This window comes from Stenotrophomonas chelatiphaga (genome assembly GCF_001431535.1).
Taxonomy (GTDB): Bacteria; Pseudomonadota; Gammaproteobacteria; order Xanthomonadales; family Xanthomonadaceae; genus Stenotrophomonas; species Stenotrophomonas chelatiphaga.
On sequence record NZ_LDJK01000087.1, the window covers coordinates 22,425 to 42,870 of the forward strand.

The following is a 20,446-nucleotide window of genomic DNA, read 5'->3' on the forward strand; positions in this document are numbered from 1 at the left end:
ACGACCAACGGTCGTCACCCACCAGCCAACGGTCGTCACCCGCCAGCCAGCGGCCGTCACTACCTGGGGTTTGCGGTGCGCCTGCGCAGCCGGGACAATAGTGGGCTGCGCCGCGCGGCGCGCTTCTTTCCCCAGAACAGGAATGCCCATGTCCATCGTCCGCATGACCGACCTCGACCTCTCCGGCAAGCGCGTGTTGATCCGGCAGGACCTGAACGTCCCGATCGAGAACGGACAGATCAGCTCCGAACAGCGCATCACCGCCTCGCTGCCCACGCTCAAGCGGGCGCTGGAGCAGGGCGCTGCGGTGATGGTGACCTCGCACCTGGGGCGTCCGAAGGAAGGCCAGTGGAGCGAAGAGAATTCGCTGCAGCCCGTTGCCCGCCGCCTGTCCGAACTGCTGGGCCGCGACGTGCCGCTGCTGCGTGACTGGGTCGGTGGGGTGGACGTGCAGCCGGGCCAGATCGTGCTGCTGGAAAACTGCCGCATGAACGTTGGCGAGGGCAAGGATGATGAAGCGCTGGCCAGGCAGTACGCCGCGCTGTGCGATGTGTTCGTGATGGATGCCTTCGGTACCGCGCACCGCGCGCAGGCCTCCACCCACGGGGTGATCCGTTTCGCCCCGGTGGCGGCCGGTGGCCCGCTGCTGATGGCCGAACTGGATGCGCTGGCCAAGGCGCTGAAGGAACCGGCCAAGCCGTTGCTGGCGATCGTCGCCGGCAGCAAGGTCAGCACCAAGCTGGAACTGCTGGCCAGCCTGGTCGGCAAGGTCGACCAGCTGATCGTCGGCGGTGGCATCGCCAACACCTTCATCGCCGCCGCCGGTTACCCGGTCGGCAAGTCGCTGTACGAACCGGACCTGCTGGAGACGGCGAAGAAGATCGTCGCCGATGCCAAGGCACGCGGCGCCGACATTCCGCTGCCGACCGACGTGGTGGTCGCCAAGCAGTTCCTGCCCGATGCCGAAGCCACGGTGAAGGCACTGGCCGATGTCGCCGAGGACGACCTGATCCTGGATATCGGCCCGGACACCGCCCAGCGCTACGCCGCGCTGATCAACCAGGCAGGCACCGTGGTGTGGAACGGCCCGGTCGGCGTGTTCGAATTCGAGGCCTTCAGCAAGGGCACCGAAGCGCTGGCACGTGCCATCGCCGGCTCCCGGGCGTTCTCCATTGCCGGTGGCGGCGACACGTTGGCCGCGGTCGACAAGTTCGATATCGCAGGCGACGTCAGCTACATTTCCACCGGCGGCGGCGCGTTCCTGGAGTTCCTGGAAGGCAAGACCCTGCCGGCCGTGGCGGCCCTCGAAGCCCGGGGCGCGTGATGGAGCAGGATCGGTGGGTGACGGCCGTGGGCCCTCACCCTGCTGAGGCGCGTGACACGCTGTTCTTCGATCTTGATGGCACGCTGATCGACTCGCAGGTCGGCATCACCCGCTGCATCACCCACGCGTTCGAGCGGATGCAGCACCCGGCGCCTCCAGTGGAGGCGCTGCGCGGCTGGATCGGTCCCTCGCTGCGCACCAGCTTCGCGCCGCTGTTCAATGATGCGGCGAAGGTGGAGCAGGCCGTTGCGTACTACTGCGAGCGCTTCGAATCCGAAGGCTGGCAGGAGCATGCGGTGTTCGACGACATTGAACAGGTGGTGCGTGCGCTGCAGGCGCGCGGCCATCGCCTGGCCGTGGTCACCGCGAAGAATGAAGCCCATGCGCGGCGCATCATCGAGCACCTGCCATTCGGTGCATGTTTCGACGAGGTCATCGGTGCGACCGCCGATGGCAGCCGCAGCAGCAAGCCGCAGCTGGTGGCCGAAGCGTTGTCCCGCTTGTCGCTGCAGCCAGGCCAGTGCTGGATGATCGGTGACCGCCGCATGGACATCGAAGGGGCCCGCCACCACGGCCTGCGCAACATCGGTGTGTTGTGGGGCTTCGGCGGTGCCGAGGAACTGCGCGAGGCCGGCGCCGATGCGCTGGCGGCGACGCCGACGGAGTTGCTGACGCTGCTCTGCTGAGGCTTCCCCTGCGATGGGGCATCGGTGTCGTCCGCCCGGCCGGTTCCCCTCGTCAGGATGCAGCGGCCGTGGCCGACAACCATTCGTGCATCATTGCCGTTACCGCCTGCGCGCTTTCCAGCGATGCGATGTGGCCTGCGTCTGCAATGACCTGCAAACGGCAGCCGATGAGCGCGGCCATGGTGCGCGACTCACTGGGCGGCCGTGGAATGTCCTGTGCACCGACCGCGATCAGGGTGCGGGAGGGATCCAGGGCAGCCAGTGCGGCCAGACGCTCCGGCCGCAGGAAAATCAGCCGGCCCACGGCGATCAGGGTGGCGATGCGTGCTGCTGGCCAGGCAAGCAGTCGCATGGTGAGTTCGCGGAACAACGGGTGCTGTTGATCGATTCCGGGACGGAAGAACAGCGGTACGATCTGCTGTACCAGCGCTGGCTCGAACCGCCCTGCCGCTTCAACTGCCTGGAACATCGCCTCATAGCGGTTGCGCGAAACTTCAGGCTCGCTGCCCAGGAACGTATCCATCAGCAGCAACGCACGCACCTGGTGCGGCCGTTGCAACGCCAGTTCGGCCGCCCACATGCCGCCCACGGACAGGCCCGCTACGGCGGCGTTGCCGATCCCGAGACCGTCCAGCAAGGTGCCGACGCAGCTTGCCAGCTCCGCGGGTGTGCGTACGTCAGCCGCCAGTATCACGTCATTGCCATGTCCGGGCAGCAGGGGAACGATGATGCGGTAACGCGCCGCAAGCGCCTCGATCTGCGGACGCCACATCCGCGCATCCCACAGGTAGCTGGTGCCCAGGATGAGGGGCGCGCCGCTGCCGTACTCTTCAAACGCCAGTGAGCCGTCCATCAGGGGATCCGGGTGTGCCATTGGTGCGCGTGGCCGGCAAGTAGACGTGCGTGCGGCGGGATCTGTCCAGAACCAGATGCGACGACCGTGCGGAGGTTCCGCTCTCTCCATGCTGCCCCGTATTGTCTTGCAGACATCGCGCAGAACCAGACCCCGTAAGGATGTAACCGCATACATGGGTCGTGAAGGATGTGCTAATTTCCCTGCTTTAACGGGAGCCCATCCACCATGTTCGAGCGTCAGCGTCGCACCAAGATCCTAGCCACCCTCGGCCCGGCCACCGATCCACCCGGCATCCTCGAGGAGCTGTTCCGCGCTGGCGTCAACGTGGTGCGCCTGAACTTCAGCCATGGCGATCCGTCCGGCCAGGCCAAGCGTGCCGCCGACGTGCGCGCCGCCGCTGCCCGCGTGGGCGTGGAAGTAGGCATCCTGGCCGACCTGCCGGGCCCGAAGATCCGCATCGAGCGCTTCGCCGAGGGCAAGATCCAGCTCAAGGCCGGTGACCGCTTCGATCTGGTGGCCGCCGCCAACGTGCCGCCGGGTGACACCACCCAGGTCGGCGTGAGCTATCTCGGCCTGCCGCAGGACGTCGGCCCGGGCGATGTGCTGCTGCTGGATGACGGCCTGATGCAACTGCAGGTGGTGGAAGTGCAGGGCGAGCGCATCATCAACACCGTGCTCAACGACGGCGTGCTGTCTGATCGCAAGGGCCTGAACAAGCAGGGCGGCGGCCTGTCGCTGGGCGCGCTGACCGAGCGCGACAAGGAACTGATCGGCATCGTTGCCAAGATCGGCGTGGATTTCATCGCCGTGTCGTTCTGCCGCAACGCGCAGGACATGAACGATGCCCGCGAGATCGCCGAATCGCACGGCTGCTATGCCGCGCTGGTGTCGAAGATCGAGCGCACCGAAGCCATCGAGAACCTGGAAGAGATCGTCGACGCCAGCGACGTGGTGATGGTGGCGCGCGGTGACCTGGGCGTGGAAATCGGCGATGCCGAGCTGCCGGGCCTGCAGAAGAAGATCATCAAGGCCTCGCTGGCGCAGAACAAGGTGGTGATCACCGCCACGCAGATGCTGCAGTCGATGGTCGAAAGCCCGATCCCGACCCGCGCCGAAGTGCTGGACGTGGCCAACTCGGTCATCGACGGTACCGACGCGGTGATGCTGTCGGCGGAAACCGCCGCCGGCGCCTACCCGGTCAAGGCCGTGGAAGCGATGGCGCGCATCTGCCTCGGCGCCGAGCGCCAGTTCCAGACCGAAACTGACTTCGGCGCCTCCCCGCGCAACCTGGAACGTGCCGACCAGGCCATCGCCATGGCCACCATGTTCCTGTCCCAGCACGTCGGCGTGCGCGCGATCGTGGCGATGACCGAATCCGGCGGCACCGCCCGCTACCTGTCGCGCTTCCGTGCCTCCGCGCCGGTGTTCGCGGTGACCCGCCACGACGGCGCCCGCCGCCAGATGGCGCTGATGCGCGACGTGTTCCCGATCAACTTCGACAGCCGTGGCCTGACCCCGCGTGAAGCCGCGCGCGGCAGTATCCGCCTGCTGGCCGAAGCCGGCCTGCTCGAATCCGGTGACCGCGTGGTGTTCACCAGTGGCGAGCACATGGAGACCCATGGCGCCACCAACACCCTGCGCCTGCTGGAAGTGGGCGCCAACGGCAGCGCCAGCGGCCTGGGCGAGCTGTAAGGACGTCCCGGCGGCGCGGTGGAAACGTCGCGCCGTCACGGTTGCGCAAGCTGAAAGCGGTTCCAGACCCCGTGGACGGACAGTTCACGGGAGGCGGGCGCTATAATCGGTTTTTTCCCGCACCCGCCACAGGAAGTACATGAGCATCGAACAGCTGGCTGAAACCGCCCAGGCCATGGTCGCCCCGGGCAAGGGCATCATCGCGATCGACGAATCCACCGGCACCATCGCCAAGCGCTTTGCCAGCGTCGGCGTTGAGAACACCGAAGAAAACCGTCGCGCCTACCGCGAACTGCTGCTGACCACGCCGAAGCTCAACGAGCACATCTCCGGCGCGATCCTGTTCGACGAGACCATCCGTCAGTCGACCAAGGACGGCGTGCCGTTTGCCAAGTACATGTCCGACAACGGCATGATCCCCGGCATCAAGGTCGACAAGGGCGCCCACCCGCTGGCCGGCTGCCCGGGCGAGCTGGTCACCGAAGGCCTGGACGGCCTGCGCGAGCGCCTGCAGGAGTACTACAAGCTGGGTGCGCGCTTCGCCAAGTGGCGTGCGGTCATCAACATCGGCGAAAGCATTCCGTCGGGCACCTGCATCGAGTCCAACGCGCATGCGCTGGCCCGTTATGCCGCCCTGTGCCAGGAATGCGGCCTGGTGCCGATGGTCGAGCCGGAAGTGATCATGGACGGCGACCACGACATCGAGACCTGCTACGAGGTCACCGAAGCCACGCTGCGTTCGCTGTTCGACGCGCTTTACCAGCAGAACGTGCTGCTGGAAGGCACCATCCTGAAGGCCTCGATGGTCATCTCCGGCAAGGACTGCGAAGAGCAGGCCGATGCCGAGGAAGTGGCCGAATCGACCGTGATGTGCCTGAAGAGCACCGTGCCGGCGATCCTGCCGGGCGTGGTGTTCCTGTCCGGTGGCCAGAGCGACGAGCAGTCCACCGAACACCTCAACGCGATGAACCAGATGGGCAACCTGCCGTGGCCGCTGAGCTTCTCCTACGGTCGTGCCATGCAGCAGGCCGCGCTGGCGCTGTGGGGCAAGGACACCAAGGGCAACTACGCCGCCGCACAGAAGACCGTGTACGAGCGTGCCAAGGAAAACGGCCAGGCTGCACTGGGCAAGTGGAACGGCTGATCGAGCCGCTCCGGAAATGAAAAAAGAACGCCGGCCACGTGCCGGCGTTTTTTTTCGGCTATCGTGTCGCCTGCCCGGGGCATGGCCACTTCGCGGCCTCTGAATGATGGGCCAAGGAGAAACACCATGCGTACTGCAACGACACTACTGGCCGCCGCCCTGGCGCTGGCGATCGGCGGCTGTGGCCAGAAGGCGGGCGCCGCCGACGGCGGCAAGGCCACGTCGCTGGACTTCGACAAGGCGGTGGCCGGGGAGATCACCACCTCCAGCCCGCTGAGCTTCAGCGACGGCAGCCGTTACCAGCTCTATTCGATGCAACTGAAGGACAAGCAGGCGGTTTCGCTGAAGCTGGTCGGTTCGCTGTCCGGTGCGCTGTCGGTGTTCCGCGACGACGGTACCCTGGTGACCCGCGGCGAACGCTCTGAAGACACCGGCCTGGAAGTGACCTTCCGTGCCGACGGCGCCGGCCGATACCGCATCGCGGTCAACGGCGACGATGCCGATGCCTACGGCCCGTATCGCCTGCAGGCCACCGAAGTGGTGCCGTATGACGGCAAGCCGCTGGCCAACGGCGGACAGATCGTCGACCTGCTGGCCGGCGAGCGCCAGGAATACACCCTGCAGGTCGACAAGCCGGGCCTGTACCAGATCAACCTGACCTCCAATGCGTTCGACACCGTGCTCGACCTGAAGGGTGCCAACGTGGAAGAAGAGGACGATGACGGTGGCAGTTCCACCAACTCGCGCCTGAGCCTGATGCTGGACGCCGGTACCTACAAGCTCGGCGTGCGTGCACTGGATGACGAAGGCAACGGCCAGTTCCGCCTGGACGTCAAGAACACCGCGCTGGCGGCGGACGTGGTGTCCAGCGATGGCACCGCCCTCGCTGTCGGCGCCAACGTGCAGGTGCTGTTGTCGCGCGATGACGGCGAGCGCCGCTTCGTGCTGAACGTGCCGCAGGCCGGCGCGGTGCGCATCGATGCGCTGTCCGACCAGGTCGACACCACCCTTCGACTGACTGGCGGCAACATCAACCTGGAAGACGATGACGGTGGCAGCGGCACCAATGCACGCCTGCAGGCGAACCTGCCGGCGGGTCGTTACCAGCTGCTGGTTGCCAGCCTGGAAGAGAGCCAGGCCGTGGTGCAGGTGCGGGTGAGCGCGGAGAGCGGCGAATCGCTTTCGGTGCGTGATGCCGCATCGGCGGACAACGACGTAGCGGTCGCGGCGCCGACCGACGTGGACGCCAACTAAGCGCGTTCCAACGGTGACGACCCTCGGGTCGTCACCGTCTTCAGAAAGCGGGCATCAACGGCGACGCGGCAACAGCGCGATCACTGCCACGCGGTGCCTCGGCTTGATCGTCCAGTGTCTGTCCTGCCGCTGCCAGCGCCTGCTGGTAGGCCTTGAACGTGGCGGTGTTGTAGGCCACCAGGATGATCCGTCGCGGTTCGCGATGGCTGCGCTGCCAGGCCAGCGTTTCGGTGGCCGCGATTTCGGCGGCGCGGTACAGCGGATAACCGTAGACGCCGCAGCTGATCGCCGGGAAGGCGATCGAGCGTGCGCCGAGCTTTTCAGCCAGCTGCAACGACTTCCAGTAGCAGTTGGCCAGCAGTGCGCTTTCATCGCGCTGTCCGTCGTGCCAGACCGGCCCCACCGTGTGCAGCACGAAGCGGGCGGGCAGGTCATGCGCGTCGGTGGCGACCACTTCGCCGGTCGGGCAGCGCACGCCGGGGCGCAGCTGCGGCAGCTGCTCGCACGACTGCAGCAGGCCAGGACCTGCTGCCCGGTGGATGGCACCGTCGACGCCACCGCCACCCAGCAGGGACTCGTTGGCCGCATTGACGATCGCATCCACCGCCAGGGTCGTGATGTCACCCTGCCAAACCTCGATCTTCATGCGTCCTTCTCCTGACTGTCGTTGAAACGGCGCAACGTCCCGCGTTGCATGTGCCACCGTAACCGGGGCTGCATGCAGGCTGCGTCATGACCGTCTCACACGCTGCGAACAGGAAAAGAACAGTCTGCCGGGAAGGGCAGGGCATCGGGGTCAGGTTGCTTTCCGCAGGAAAGGAACCTGACCCCATCGAAACCCCGGGCGCGCCCTCAGGGCAGGCCGGCCAGCCAGTCGTCGTCGGAGCCTTCGTTCACATCGGCGAACAGCGGCGTGGAGAAGTAGCGCTCGCCGGTGTCCGGCAGCATCGCCAGGATCACCGAACCCGGCTCGGCGCGTTCGGCGACGTCCAGTGCGCTGGCGAGCGTGGCACCGGCGGAAATGCCGACGAACAGGCCTTCTTCGGCCGCCAGCCGGCGCGCGGTGCTGATCGCGCGGTCGTCTTCCACGGTCAGCAGTTCGTCCACCACGTTGCGGTTGAGCACATCGGGCACGAAGTCCGGGGTCCAGCCCTGGATCTTGTGCGGCTTCCAGTCATCGCCCTTCAACAGCGCCGCGCCGGCCGGTTCGGTGGCGACGATGCGGGTCTGCGGGCGGGCCACCTTCAGTACCTCACCGACGCCGGTCAGCGTGCCGCCGGTGCCCCAGCCGCTGACGAAGTAGTCCAGCCGGCGGCCGGCGAAGTCACGCAGGATCTCCGCGGCGGTGGTGCTGCGGTGGTAGGCCGGATTGGCCGGATTGGCGAACTGGCTGGCCAGGAACCACCCGTGTTCCTGTGCCAGCTCGGCCGCCCGGCGCACCATGCCGCTGCCGCGCTCGGCGGCCGGGGTCAGGATCACCTTCGCGCCGTAGGCACGCATCAGCTTGCGGCGTTCGATGGAGAAGGTTTCCACCATGGTGGCGACGAACTTGTAGCCACGCGCGGCGGCCACCATCGCCAACGCCACGCCGGTGTTGCCGGAGGTCGCTTCGATGATGGTGTCGCCCGGCTTGAGCAGGCCGCGCTGTTCGGCATCGAGTACGATCGCCAGCGCCAGGCGGTCCTTGACCGAACCGCCCGGATTGAACGATTCCACCTTGGCGTACAGGGTGACGTGCGCCGGCGCCAGCCGGTGCAGCTTGACGATGGGGGTGTTGCCGATGGTATCGAGGATGGACTCGTACAGGGCCATGAGGGCACTCCGTGAGGGGCCGCGCCAGACGCGGGGGCAAGAGGGAAGGCGGCCGCTGCTGGCATCCGCCTTTGCCGGCTGACCGTAGCGCTGCCATATGACGGCAGGAAATGACCAGATACCTTTCATAAACAACGTTTGGTTATATGTTGGTGAGGGCAATTGACCTACAGTGGTTTTCCCTACCGAGCCGCCTGCCATGACGCTGACCCAGCTTCGCTACCTGGTCGCCATCGCCGATGCCGAGCTGAACATCACGCTCGCCGCCTCGCGCGTGCATGCCACCCAACCGGGATTGTCCAAGCAGCTCAAGCAGCTGGAAGATGAACTGGGCTTCCTGCTGTTCGTGCGGCGTGGCCGCAGCCTGGAATCGGTCACCCCGGCCGGCGTGGAAGTCATCAGCCGCTCCCGCGCGGTGCTGGCCGAAGCCAACAACATCCGCACCTATGCGGCCAACCAGCGGCGTGAAAGCCAGGGCCAGCTGGTGCTGACCACCACCCATACCCAGGCCCGCTTCGTGCTGCCGCCGGCGGTGGCGCGGATCAAACAGGCCTATCCGCAGGTCAGCGTGCACCTGCAGCAGGCCGCTGAAAGCGACGCGCTGGACCTGCTCAGCCAGGGCGATGCGGACATCGCCATCATCAGTACCGCCGGCGGCGAACCCAGTGCCGGGATCGCCGTGCCGCTGTATCGCTGGCGGCGGCTGGTGCTGGTGCCCAAGGGCCATCCGCTGGACCGCGCCGGCCGCGCGCCGGACCTGGCCGCGTTGGCTGCCCATCCGCTGATCAGCTACGAATCGTCCACGCGCGCTGCATCTTCGCTGCAGCGGGCGTTCGCCGGTTCCGGGCTGGAGCCGGACATCGCGCTGACCGCGCTGGATGCCGACCTGATCAAGACCTACGTGCGCAGCGGGGTGGGCGTGGGCCTGCTGGCCGAAATGGCGGTCAGCGCCGCCGACCACGACCTGCGCGCCTGGGTGGCGCCGGCACCGATCGCCGAATGCATCGCCTGGGCGGTGCTGCCGCGGGACCGCGTGCTGCGCGATTACGCGCTGGAACTGGTGCACGTGCTGGCCCCGCAGATCGACCCGCGTGACCTGCGCCGGGTGCTGGATGGCAACCAGGCCGCGAACTGGCCGCTGCCGCCTACCTGGGAATCGTTGACCCAGACCATCACGTCCTGAGCGGGTCCATCGGGGTCAATACCGGCATCGCCGCTTCCAGTGCCGCGCCCACCTGCAGCACGTCGCGTTCATGGAAGCGCCTGCCCATCAGCTGTACGCCGGTAGGCAACCCGTCCACGCACCCGGTCGGCACCGCCAGCGCCGGAAAGCCGAGCACTGGAATGGCCATCAATGGCCAGCCGGAGGCGATGGCCGCTCGCGCGGAGGCAAGGTCCGCGTAGTGCTGGCCCTGCTTGAAGGGCTCCTCGCTGGCGACCGGCATCAGGATCACCGGATACCGGCGCAGCTTCTGCTGCAGGCTGGCGATCAGCCTGGCGCGCCGCGCGTAACCGTTGATGTAGTCGGTCAGCGAAGGCTGACGCCCCCACATTTCACTCGCGACGTCGTAGTTGAAGCCGATCCATGCCTTGATCGGCGCGTCTCCGTCGCGCTCGATGCTGGGCAGCAGCGCCCGGGTTTCTTCCATCACCAGCAGCCACCACAGACGCCACGCTTCGGCCAGTTCCGGCAGCCTGACCTCTTCCACGGTGAAACCGGCCTGCTGCAGCGCCACCACCGCACGTTCCAGCGCGGCGGCCACGGTAGGCGTGCGCGGCTTTACATCGTCCTCGCGCAGCACGCCGATGCGGGTGCCCGGCAGCAGCGGTGAGGCGGGGAACGGCAGCGGCAGCGGCAGCGATCCCGGGACGCGAGGATCGAATCCAGTCATCGATTCCAGCATGAGACGGAGATCGGCAACGCCGCGGGCGATCGGCCCATCGACCAGCATCAGTTGCAGGCCGAGTGCTTCATCGCCCTTGGCCGGACTGAACAGCCCCGGCACGCGCCCGGGCGTCGGCCGCAGTCCGGCCACGCCGCAGCAATAAGCCGGATGGCGGATCGAACCCCCGATGTCGTTGCCGTGTGCCAGCGGCACCATGCCTGTCGCTACCGCGCAGGCGGCCCCGCCGCTGCTGCCGCCGGGCGTATGGGCCCGGCTCCATGGATTCCAGGTGGTGCCGTGCAGGTCGTTGCGCGCGTCCCAGCTGAATGAAAAACACGGCGTGTTGCTGCGCCCGAGCACGATGGCACCGGCCGCGCGCAGACGGGCCACCTGGGGCGCGTCGGCACTGGCGATGTTGTCCTTCAGGGCGACGATGCCGTTGGTCATCGGTTGGCCACGCACGTCGGTGTTGTCCTTGATGGCAACGGGAATGCCATGCAAGGGCGCGCTCACGGCTCCCCGAGCCAGGGCGGCATCGGCCTGCTCGGCAGCGCGGATCGCGGCGGCCTCGTCCACGAAGTTCAATGCGTTGACGACAGGATTCACCACCGCAATGCGACCCAGGCAGCTGCGCGTCAGTTCAACCGCGCTGAGCTCCCCGCGGCGCAGGAGCGCGCTCGCGTCGGTGGCTGACAGCGCCCACGCCGGGAGTGAGCCAGGCGACCGCAGCGACAGGGGCGGCACCTGCGCCGCAGCGGGCACCATGCCCCCGGTGCCGGCCATCGCGCCCGATGCTGCTGCGGCAGCGAGAAACTGCCTGCGATTGAAAGTGGGCACGTCATGGCCTTGGCAGGAGGGTAGAGTTCAGCCTGCGCTACTGGCCGGGCCGGGCCCAGAGGCAGCCGCGTCGGCGGTCGCACACGGCGCGCGCGCTGCCGCCGACACATCCCGATACACGATGACATCCCGGCGCAAGCCCTTGCACGGAAAGGGTTCCGGCCGCTATCTCGGGGCTGTCCTGCGGTGGTAAACGCTTGGCACATACGGTCTTCGCATGGCGCCCCCTACACTCGCCGGTCATGTACAGGGCGGGATTATTCATGCTGGGACGTATCGCAAAGGGCGCGGCCGTTGGCCTGGTCCTGGTTTTGTTGGCCGGCTGCAAGGGCGAACCGCAGGCGGCGCGCCGCCAGGGCGCCGATGTGCCGGTCACCGCGCAGGTCGTGGAATCGGCCGCGTGGAGCGATACGTTGCAGGCCCTCGGTACCGCCAGGGCGCGCGAATCGGTGACCATCACCGCCAAGGTCAGCGAAATCATCGAGCGGGTGCATTTTGAAAGCGGCCAGCAGGTAGCGGCCGGTACGCCGCTGGTGACCCTGCGTGGGTTGGCCCAGCAGGCCGCGCTGACCCAGGCCCAGGCCACCTTCGCTGAAGCCGACCAGCTGTACAAGCGCCAGCGTGAACTGGCCCAGCAGCGGCTGGTGGCCAGTTCCACCCTCGATACCCAGAAGGCGATCCGCGACAGCGCCGAGGCGCGCGTGGCCGAAATGCAGTCCGAGATCGGTGATCGCAGCGTGCGCGCACCGTTTGCCGGCGTGCTCGGCATCCGCCAGGTAAGCCCTGGTTCGCTGGTGACGCCCACTACCGCCATCGCCACGCTGGACGATATCGAACGCATGCACGTGGATTTCCAGGTGCCCGAAGCGGAGCTGTCTTCGCTGGCCAACGGCAACAAGGTTGAAGCCACCAGCGTGGCGTGGCCCGGACGCACGTTCGAGGGCGAGGTCAGCACCATCGACGCCCGCGTCGACCCGTCCACCCGCGCGGTCACCGTGCGCGCCGACTTCGCCAACGGCGACCACGCGCTGCGTCCGGGCATGCTGCTGGACGTGCGCATCTACCGTCCCGAGCGGCAGGCGCTGGTGGTGCCGGAAATCGCCGTGGTGCAGGTCGGGCGGGATTCCTATGTCTACCGCCTGAAGGCTGACAGCACGGTGGAGCGCGCCGACGTGGTGACCGGTGCCCGTCGCGCGGGCGTGGTCGAACTCAAGCAGGGCATCCAGGCCGGTGAGCGCATCATCGTGGATGGCACCGGCAAGCTGCGCCCCGGACTGAAGGTCGACGCCCGCGCGGTGGCGCCGGTGGATGCCCCGGAACCGGAAACGCTGCCGCCGCCAGCGGCCACGCCAGCGTCAGACGTGCCCGTCGCACGGGCCGGTAACGCCGGATGAAGCTCTCCAACACCTCCATCCAGCGGCCGGTGTTCGCCGTGGTGATGAGCCTGCTGCTGATCGTGCTGGGCATCATGTCGTTCACCCGGCTCACGCTGCGCGAGCTGCCGGCCATCGATCCCCCGGTGGTGTCGGTATCGGTGGACTATCCCGGCGCATCGGCGGCGGTCATCGAAAGCCGGGTCACCCAGGTGCTGGAAGATTCCCTGTCGGGCATCGAAGGCATCGACATGATCAACGCGCGCAGCACCAATGGCCGCGCGCAGATCAGTCTGGAGTTCACCAGCAACCGCGATATCGAGGCGGCCGCGAACGATGTGCGCGATGCCGTCAGCGGCGTGGCCGACCGCATGCCCGACGAGGCGCGCGCGCCGGAGATCGAGAAAGCCAACAGCGACGACGAGGCCATCATCTGGTTCAACCTGTCGTCCTCGAGCATGGATACCCTCGCGCTCAGCGACTATGCCGAGCGCTATGTCGTGGACCGCTTTGCCAGCCTGGACGGCGTATCGCAGGTGCGCATCGGTGGGCGGCAGCGCTATGCCATGCGCATCTGGCTGGACCGCGACCAGCTGGCGGCACGCGGCTTGACCACCGGCGACGTAGAGGCCGCGCTGCGCAACGAAAACGTGGAGCTGCCCGCCGGCCGCATCGAATCGGCCGACCGTGATTTCACCCTGCGCGTAGAGCGCAACTACGTGAAGCCGGAAGACTTCGCCACCATCCCGCTGGGCAAGGGCAGCGATGGCTACGTGGTGCGCATGGGCGACGTGGCGAAGATCGAACTGGCCTCGGCCGAACGCCGCGCGTACTACCGCAGCAACGGCGAGCCGGGCGTGGGCCTGGGCATCGTCAAGACCTCTACCGCCAATGCGCTGGACGTGACCCGCCTGGCACGTGCGCAGGCCGATCTCATCGCCGAAACCCTGCCGCAGGGCACGCAGATCGCGGTGACCTTCGACAACACGACCTTCATCGAAGCAGCAGTGGATCGCGTCTACGCCACGCTGGTGGAGGCGATGCTGCTGGTGCTGGTGGTGATCTGGTTGTTCCTGGGCAGTTTCCGTGCCGCGCTGATCCCGGCGGTCACCGTGCCGGTCTGCCTGGTGGCCGCGTTCATCGCGCTGTACGCCTTCGATTTCTCGATCAACCTGCTGACCCTGCTGGCGCTGGTACTTTGCATCGGGCTGGTGGTGGATGATGCGATCGTGGTGGTGGAAAACGTGCAGCGCCGCATCGACCTGGGCGAGCCGCCGCTGGTGGCGTCCAAGCGCGGTACCGCGCAGGTGGCGTTCGCGGTGATCGCCACCACCGCGGTACTGGTCGCGGTGTTCCTGCCGGTCGGCTTCCTGGAAGGCAACACCGGGCGGCTGTTCCGCGAACTGGCCGTGGCGCTGGCCGCGGCCGTGGCGCTGTCGGCGTTCGTGGCGCTGACGCTCACCCCGATGATGGCGTCCAAGCTGCTCAAGCCGCACAGCGGTAAAGCGCCGCGGGGCCTGTACGGGGTGATCAACCGCAACCTGGAAAAACTCGCCGGCGGATACGGCAATGTGCTGGACCGGCACGTGGACCGTACCTGGATCTATCTGCTGGTGATGGCGGCCACGCTGGTTGCCAGCTGGTTGCTGATCAAGCACCTGCCCTCGGAACTTGCCCCGGCCGAGGACCGAGGTTCGTTCCAGATCATGATCGACGGACCCGAAGGCGCTGGTTTCGATTACACGGTTGGCCAGGTGCAGGAAGTGGAAGCGATCGTGGCCCGCCACGTTGGCGAGGACCGCCCGATCACCCGCGCCAACCCGCGCGTGCCGGGCGGCTGGGGGTCCAGCGAGGAAATGCACACCGGCCGCATCAGCGTGTTCCTGCAGCCGTGGCGCGAGCGCTCCACCTCCACCCCCGAAGTGGCCGATGAACTGCAGAAGGACCTGGATGCGGTGCGTGGCGTGCGCGTGCGCACCCAGGTCGGCGGCGGCTTGGTGCGCGGTGGCGGGCAGCCGTTCCAGATCGTGCTCGGTGGCCCGGAATATGCGGAGATCGCCCAGTGGCGCGACCGCATCCTGCTGCGCATGGCCGACAACCCCGGCCTGGTCGGCGTGGACTCGGACTACAAGGAAACCCGCCCGCAGATGCGGGTGAACATCGACCGCCAGCGCGCTGCCGACCTTGGCGTGCCAGTGACGGCGATTGGTTCGGCACTGGAGACCATGATGGGCTCGCGCCGGGTGACCACCTTCGTCGACAACGGCGAAGAATACGACGTGCTGGTGCAGGCCGGCCGCGATGGACGCGCGACCCCGGCCGACCTGGCCGCGATCCGCGTGCGCTCCAGCTCGGGCGAGCTGGTGCCGTTGTCCAACCTGGTCACCCTGAGCGAAGTGGCCGAAGCGGGTTCGCTGAACCGGTTCAACCGCCTGCGCTCGATCACCATCAGCGCCGGGCTGGCGCCGGGCTATCCGCTGGGCGAAGCCATCGCCTGGGCACAGGGTGTCACCCGTGAGGAACTGCCGCAGCATGCGCAGATCAGCTGGAAAGGCGAGTCCCGCGAATACCAGAGTTCCGGCGGAGCGGTACTGCTGACCTTCGCCATGGCCCTGCTGGTGGTGTACCTGGTATTGGCTGCGCAGTTCGAAAGCTTCATCCATCCGCTGACCATCATGCTTACCGTGCCACTGGGCGTGCTCGGTGCGCTGGTCGGCCTGTGGATGAGCGGGGGCACGGTGAACCTGTTCAGCCAGATCGGCATCGTCATGCTGGTGGGCCTGGCGGCAAAGAACGGCATCCTGATCGTGGAGTTCGCCAACCAGCTGCGCGATGAAGGGCGCACGGTGCGCGAGGCGATCATCGAGTCGGCGCGGGTGCGCCTGCGGCCGATCCTGATGACGTCCATCGCCACGGTGGTCGGTGCGATCCCGCTGGTGGTGGCCGGCGGACCGGGTTCGGCCAGCCGCGGCACCATCGGCGTGGTGATCATTTTCGGGGTGACCCTGTCCACGTTCCTGTCGCTGTTCGTGGTGCCGGCGTTCTACGCAAGGCTTGCCCCGTTCACGCGTTCGCCTGAAGCGGTGGCGCGCGAGCTGGAGCAGCAGGAGAAGGACACCCCATCGGTGGGTGGCCACGCCTGACCGGGTAGTGACGGCCACTGGCGGTCAAGGCTGACGACCGGCTCCGGTGGGTGACGACCGTTGGTCGTCACAGCTTTTGATCAGCCTGGGAGCGTGACGACCAACGGTCGTCACCCACCACTACTCGGTCGTCACCCACCACTGCGCGGTCGCTAGCCCCCATGCGCGGTCCTCTCCCACCAATGCGCGGATTGACGGCCAGCGGCCGTCACTACCGGCCGTTCGCCAGCTAGAATCAACCCGGTTCCCCTCAGCCGACGGGACGTCCCTTGTTCCGCCGACTGGAGAGAGCGCGTGGAAGCAACCGTACATTTCATCAACAGCATCATCTGGAGCAAGGCACTGATCTTCATGTGCCTGGCCGCCGGCCTGTATTTCAGCGTCCGCACTCGCTTCATGCAGATCCGCGGCTTCTTCGAGATGTGCCGGCTTACCGTGGCCGGTGAGAAATCCGATGCCGGCGTCTCCTCGTTCCAGGCCCTGGCCATGTCGATGGCCGGCCGCATGGGCATCGGCAACATCGCCGGCGTGGCCACCGCCATCGCCTTCGGCGGGCCCGGTGCGATCTTCTGGATGTGGGTGATGGGCTTCCTCGGTGCGTCGACGTCGTATGTCGAGTGCACCCTGGCGCAGATCTACAAGACCAAGGACGCCGAAGGCCGCTACCGTGGTGGCCCGGCGTACTACATCGAAAAGGCGATGGGCCTGAAGTGGTACGCGATGGCCTTCGCGCTGGCCACGATCGTCGCCGCCGGCTTCCTGATGCCCGGCGTGCAGGCCAATGCGATCGCCGACAGCATCATCAACGCCTGCCGCGGCGGTGCGCTGTGTGGCCCGCTGGATGGCCAGGCCTTCGGCATGGACCAGGTGCAGGCGCTGAAGCTGGGCATCGGCGTGGTGGTCGCGGTGCTGCTGGCGGTGGTGATCTTCGGCGGCGTCAAGCGCATCGCCAACTTCGCCGAGATCGTGGTGCCGTTCATGGCCGCCGGCTTCATCATCATGGCCATCGTGATCATGATCATGAACGCCGATCAGGTGCCGGTGATGTTCAACACCATCTTCAGCAGCGCCTTCGGCACCCACGCAGCGTTCGGCGCGATGATCGGCCTGGCGGTGGAGTGGGGCGTCAAGCGCGGTATCTATGCCAACGAAGCCGGCCAGGGTACCGGCCCGCACGCGGCGGCCGCTTCGGAGGTGTCGCACCCGGCCAAGCAGGGCTACGTGCAGGCGTTCGCGATCTACTTCGACACCATGATGGTGTGCACCGCCACCGCCTTCCTGATCCTGGCCAGCGGCACCTACAACGTGTATTCGCCGGTCGCCGGCGCCGAGCCGATCTTCCAGGGCCTGAAGGGCATCGCCGAGGGTGCGGGCTATGCGCAGGCCGGCGTGGAAGCGGTGCTGCCGGGCTGGGGCGCTTCGTTCGTGGCCATCGCGATCTTCTTCTTCGCCTTCACCACGATCATGGCCTATTACTACATGGCCGAAACCAACCTGACCTACCTCAACAACAACGCCAAGCGTCCGCTGACGGTGCTGTTGCTGCGCCTGGGCATCATCGGCATGGTCATCTTCGGCGCGTTCCACAACGCACAGCTGGCCTGGGCGCTGGGCGACATCGGCGTCGGCCTGATGGCCTGGCTGAACATCGTGGCGATCCTGATCGTGCAGAAGCCTGCCATGATCGCCCTGCGTGATTATGAGCGGCAGAAGAAGCTGGGCCTGGACCCGACCTTCGACCCTGTCGCACTGGGCATCAAGAATGCCGATTTCTGGCAGAAGAAACAGGAAGCAGCGTAAGTGAACAACCCTTGGAACAACCGTCGTCCGTCCGCGCGTCCGCCGCGCGCCACCCCGCTGCCGCGCACTGATGCGCCGGCAGCGCCGGCGGCACGCGGCAATGGCGACGAGCTGCGCCTGTTCGGCGTCAATGCCGTGCTGGCCGCCTTCAACCAGCGCCCGCAGGCGGTCCGCAAGATCTACCTGCTGGAAGGACTGATTCCGCGCATGCAGCCGCTGCTGAAGTGGTGCGTGGCCAACCGGATCGGCTACCGCGTGGTGGAAGACGGGGACCTGAACAAGCTGTCCGGCACCACCCACCATGAAGGCGTGGTGGCCGATGTACAGCGCGCACCGGTGCTGGAGCTGTCGCAGTGGCTGCAGCAGCTGCCGCAAGGCCCGGTGCTGGCGCTGTGGCTGGACGGGGTGGGCAACCCGCACAACCTGGGCGCGATCCTGCGCTCGGCCGCGCACTTCGGTGCCGGTGGGCTGCTGCTGGCCGAAGGCAGCACGCTGGGCATTTCCGGTGCGGCCGCGCGCGTGGCCGAAGGCGGTGCCGAGGCGGTGCCGCTGGTGCAGCTGCCGGCCACCGCCGATGCGATGGCGCAGCTGCGCCAGGCCGGCTTCAGCCTGGCTGCCACCCTGGTCGATGGGGGCAGCAACGTGTTCGCTGCCGAACTGCCGCAGCGGCTGGTCTACGTGATGGGCGCCGAAGCCGAAGGCATGGACCGGGCCCTGGCCGCGGCCTGTGACCTGCAGGTGTCGATCCCCGGCAGCGGGGCGGTGGAAAGCCTCAACGTGGCGTCGGCAACGGCCGTGTTGCTGGCCCAGTGGGCACGTTCCCGCATTGCCTGACCCCACAGCTTCCTTTCATCCCATGGCCGGCGGCCGAAGTGGCCAGCACGCTGTAGGCGCGGCATCGCATCTGCTCTCCGATGCGATGTTGTTGGCCGGTGCATCCACAGGGTGCCGCCCATCGCGTGGGATGGGTCGCTGCGGCAGCCCGGCCGACTCCACGGCCGGGCTCTTTTCCGCCTGCCGGCATCAGCCGTCGTTGGCGGCAGCATCCAGTGACGCCAGTGAAAGGCTCACCGGCACGCCGTTGAGCAGCAGGAAACCGGCATCGAACGGCGTCAGCACTACCTGCAGGCAGGCCACGTCGTTGCAGCACCGGGGCGAGGGATAGCGTGCAAGCCACACTGTCATGCCGCTGCGCCTGAAATTGTCATGCAGGTGCTGGATCCGCCCGCCGAGCGACCCTGCCACGGGGACCATCGTGCGGCCGAAAGGCACTTTTTCGAATCCGCCCCTGGCGAGGATGTCCTGGATGTTCTGGATGCCGTACGGGCGCTGCGGTGCTTGCTGCATGCCCAGCAGGCCCTCGTGGCGCGGCAGGCCGCGCGCTGCGGCGCCCTCGCGGCGGCGGCCGGACCAGGCCGTGAACTCGTGCGCTTTCAGCAGGGCACGCAGCGCCCGCGTGGCGGCGTGCTCGCAGGTGAACCCCGCACCTGCGGTAAGCCGCAAGGCGGTCGCCGCCGTGGTCTCCACGCAGGCCAGGTAGGTCGGGACCCTGCCCCTGCCGCTGATGTCGAACAGGTGCACCGGGTGACCCTCGCGCTGCCGGACCAGCTCCCACAGGCTTCGGATCTGCGGTGGCAGGGTCGCCATGTCCACCTGGCGCAGGTAGCACTGCTGGCGCAGGGCGAGCCCCTGCACGGCGAACATGCCCGCTGCCATCCGTTCCTGCGCGGCCAGCATGCCCAGCAGCAGGGCTTCCTCCTGCGTGGGTGCGGCGGCGATGCTGTGGGTGCTGCCGTAGCGACGCAGCAGGTGGTAGTCGAAATCGTCCTGCGACGCGCGCGGATCCTTCCTGGCACCGCACAGGAAGGTCGGATGCAGCAGGACCACCGGTACCGCCAGGGTGCGTTCGCCGCCCAGTTCCTGCAGGGAGACGATGGCCATGCGGCGCTCCGGTTGCTCGGCCAGGATCGGTACCAGGTCGCCCAGGGCGGCGTCGACGCCCGGCAGTGCGAGATAGTCAGCCACCCTGCACGCGTCCAGTTTCGAGGTCCGCCAATGGGTGGCGCGGATGATCTGCGCAATGGCCGCGTACATGCCCGAACGGGTCGCCTGCGCGGGGTCGGCGCCTACGCCGCACCGTTCGATGTCGTGCCCGACCCACGCGGCACTGTCCAATTGGATCATGTGCAGGTGCAGTCCCTGCGCCTGCACACGGATGTCTTCCAGCGGCACGTGCAAGGCGCGGATGAAGTCGTGTCCGATGGCGTTGGCGGCGGCGTTGGGCGTTGCGGTTTCCAGCGCCTCGACATCCACGAGGGCAGTGGAGGCCGTGGGCAGGGGACGTGCGTTCATCGTAGGACAGCTCCTTGGTTGCATCGCTGCTGCATCGCGCCGGACGCCGCGTCGCGGGAAACGATGAGCGCCAGGACTGTGCCGGAAGGCGGGCAGCGGGGCCGCATGTGGCAGGGCGATGCTGGTCCCAAGGACCTGTCGCAGGGGGCTGCCAGCGCAGTCGATTCAGGAGGGGTTTGCGAATGTGCGCGTCAGCAGGGTGCACGTGGCGACAACCGCGCTCCATTGCGGTGCGGGAAGGGCCGGGAGGGTCAGGATTCGGGCTGCTGATGCTGCGCGAAATCTGA

15 protein-coding genes are annotated in these 20,446 nt (G+C 67.3%); 10 read left to right on the forward strand and 5 right to left on the reverse strand.

The features are described from left to right. The first annotated feature begins 148 nt into the window (after nt 1–148). Complete coding sequence (locus ABB28_RS15915; protein ID WP_057687355.1) at nt 149–1,324, forward strand: phosphoglycerate kinase; 1,176 nt, start codon at nt 149–151, stop codon at nt 1,322–1,324. Then, complete coding sequence (locus ABB28_RS15920; RefSeq protein ID WP_057687356.1) at nt 1,324–2,010, forward strand: HAD hydrolase-like protein; 687 nt, start codon at nt 1,324–1,326, stop codon at nt 2,008–2,010. Before ABB28_RS15915 ends, ABB28_RS15920 begins: the two co-directional genes overlap by 1 nt. Nucleotides 2,011–2,062: 52 nt before the next feature. Here ABB28_RS15920 and ABB28_RS15925 read toward each other — a convergent pair whose 3' ends face one another. Beyond that, on the reverse strand, nt 2,063–2,863 hold the full coding sequence (locus ABB28_RS15925) for an alpha/beta fold hydrolase (protein WP_057687357.1): 801 nt from the start codon (nt 2,861–2,863) through the stop codon (nt 2,063–2,065). Nucleotides 2,864–3,091: 228 nt separating this feature from the next. On the opposite strand from ABB28_RS15925, the gene pyk reads away from it, so the two are divergent. From pyk to ABB28_RS15940, 3 genes are all read left to right on the forward strand, one after another. Beyond that, nucleotides 3,092–4,558, forward strand: coding sequence for a pyruvate kinase (gene pyk, locus ABB28_RS15930; RefSeq protein ID WP_057687358.1), 1,467 nt, complete (start codon nt 3,092–3,094; stop codon nt 4,556–4,558). Nucleotides 4,559–4,697: 139 nt separating this feature from the next. Beyond that, a complete protein-coding gene (locus ABB28_RS15935) occupies nt 4,698–5,702 on the forward strand; it encodes a class I fructose-bisphosphate aldolase (protein WP_057687359.1) in 1,005 nt (334 codons plus the stop codon). Nucleotides 5,703–5,828: 126 nt separating this feature from the next. After that, nucleotides 5,829–6,956 carry a hypothetical protein gene (locus ABB28_RS15940; protein ID WP_057687360.1) on the forward strand — a complete coding sequence of 376 codons (1,128 nt, stop codon included), beginning with the start codon at nt 5,829–5,831 and terminating at the stop codon, nt 6,954–6,956. Nucleotides 6,957–6,996: 40 nt separating this feature from the next. Here the strand turns inward: ABB28_RS15940 and ABB28_RS15945 are convergent, their stop codons facing one another. Both ABB28_RS15945 and cysK read right to left on the reverse strand, forming a co-directional pair. Then, nucleotides 6,997–7,602: an O-acetyl-ADP-ribose deacetylase gene (locus ABB28_RS15945; RefSeq protein ID WP_083492059.1), complete on the reverse strand. Its 606-nt coding sequence runs from the start codon at nt 7,600–7,602 to the stop codon at nt 6,997–6,999. Between the two features lie 206 nt (nt 7,603–7,808). Continuing rightward, nucleotides 7,809–8,768 carry a cysteine synthase A gene (cysK, locus tag ABB28_RS15950; RefSeq protein ID WP_057687361.1) on the reverse strand — a complete coding sequence of 320 codons (960 nt, stop codon included), beginning with the start codon at nt 8,766–8,768 and terminating at the stop codon, nt 7,809–7,811. Between the two features lie 199 nt (nt 8,769–8,967). Here cysK and ABB28_RS15955 point away from each other — a divergent pair, with 199 nt between their 5' ends. Continuing rightward, a complete protein-coding gene (locus tag ABB28_RS15955; protein ID WP_057687362.1) occupies nt 8,968–9,951 on the forward strand; it encodes a LysR family transcriptional regulator in 984 nt (327 codons plus the stop codon). Here the strand turns inward: ABB28_RS15955 and ABB28_RS15960 are convergent. Then, nucleotides 9,941–11,491, reverse strand: a complete 1,551-nt coding sequence (locus ABB28_RS15960) for an amidase (RefSeq protein WP_152983496.1) — start codon at nt 11,489–11,491, stop codon at nt 9,941–9,943. The genes ABB28_RS15955 and ABB28_RS15960 overlap by 11 nt on opposite strands. 263 nt (nt 11,492–11,754) lie before the next feature. On the opposite strand from ABB28_RS15960, the gene ABB28_RS15965 reads away from it, so the two are divergent. The 4 genes from ABB28_RS15965 (at nt 11,755) to ABB28_RS15980 (ending at nt 18,641) form a co-directional block, all read left to right on the forward strand. After that, complete coding sequence (locus tag ABB28_RS15965; protein ID WP_083492060.1) at nt 11,755–12,885, forward strand: efflux RND transporter periplasmic adaptor subunit; 1,131 nt, start codon at nt 11,755–11,757, stop codon at nt 12,883–12,885. Next, a complete protein-coding gene (locus ABB28_RS15970) occupies nt 12,882–16,007 on the forward strand; it encodes an efflux RND transporter permease subunit (RefSeq protein WP_057687363.1) in 3,126 nt (1,041 codons plus the stop codon). Before ABB28_RS15965 ends, ABB28_RS15970 begins: the two co-directional genes overlap by 4 nt. A 294-nt stretch (nt 16,008–16,301) precedes the next feature. Next, nucleotides 16,302–17,807, forward strand: coding sequence for an alanine/glycine:cation symporter family protein (locus ABB28_RS15975; RefSeq protein ID WP_057687364.1), 1,506 nt, complete (start codon nt 16,302–16,304; stop codon nt 17,805–17,807). Then, nucleotides 17,808–18,641, forward strand: coding sequence for a TrmH family RNA methyltransferase (locus tag ABB28_RS15980; RefSeq protein WP_057687365.1), 834 nt, complete (start codon nt 17,808–17,810; stop codon nt 18,639–18,641). It abuts the gene before it with no gap. A 189-nt stretch (nt 18,642–18,830) separates the two neighbouring features. Here ABB28_RS15980 and ABB28_RS15985 read toward each other — a convergent pair whose 3' ends face one another. Beyond that, a complete protein-coding gene (locus tag ABB28_RS15985; RefSeq protein WP_057687366.1) occupies nt 18,831–20,159 on the reverse strand; it encodes a YcaO-like family protein in 1,329 nt (442 codons plus the stop codon). Nucleotides 20,160–20,446 lie beyond the last annotated feature (287 nt).

Bases quoted from the DNA above. Each gene is read 5' to 3' on its own strand.
- ABB28_RS15935 (WP_057687359.1), top strand. From the start codon at position 4,698: ATGAGCATCGAACAGCTGGCTGAAACCGCCCAGGCCATGGTCGCCCCG.
- cysK (WP_057687361.1), bottom strand. From the start codon at position 8,768: ATGGCCCTGTACGAGTCCATCCTCGATACCATCGGCAACACCCCCATC.
- ABB28_RS15940 (WP_057687360.1), top strand. From the start codon at position 5,829: ATGCGTACTGCAACGACACTACTGGCCGCCGCCCTGGCGCTGGCGATC.
- ABB28_RS15985 (WP_057687366.1), bottom strand. From the start codon at position 20,159: ATGAACGCACGTCCCCTGCCCACGGCCTCCACTGCCCTCGTGGATGTC.
- ABB28_RS15945 (WP_083492059.1), bottom strand. From the start codon at position 7,602: ATGAAGATCGAGGTTTGGCAGGGTGACATCACGACCCTGGCGGTGGAT.
- ABB28_RS15915 (WP_057687355.1), top strand. From the start codon at position 149: ATGTCCATCGTCCGCATGACCGACCTCGACCTCTCCGGCAAGCGCGTG.
- ABB28_RS15955 (WP_057687362.1), top strand. From the start codon at position 8,968: ATGACGCTGACCCAGCTTCGCTACCTGGTCGCCATCGCCGATGCCGAG.
- ABB28_RS15925 (WP_057687357.1), bottom strand. From the start codon at position 2,863: ATGGACGGCTCACTGGCGTTTGAAGAGTACGGCAGCGGCGCGCCCCTC.
- pyk (WP_057687358.1), top strand. From the start codon at position 3,092: ATGTTCGAGCGTCAGCGTCGCACCAAGATCCTAGCCACCCTCGGCCCG.
- ABB28_RS15965 (WP_083492060.1), top strand. From the start codon at position 11,755: ATGCTGGGACGTATCGCAAAGGGCGCGGCCGTTGGCCTGGTCCTGGTT.
- ABB28_RS15970 (WP_057687363.1), top strand. From the start codon at position 12,882: ATGAAGCTCTCCAACACCTCCATCCAGCGGCCGGTGTTCGCCGTGGTG.
- ABB28_RS15920 (WP_057687356.1), top strand. From the start codon at position 1,324: ATGGAGCAGGATCGGTGGGTGACGGCCGTGGGCCCTCACCCTGCTGAG.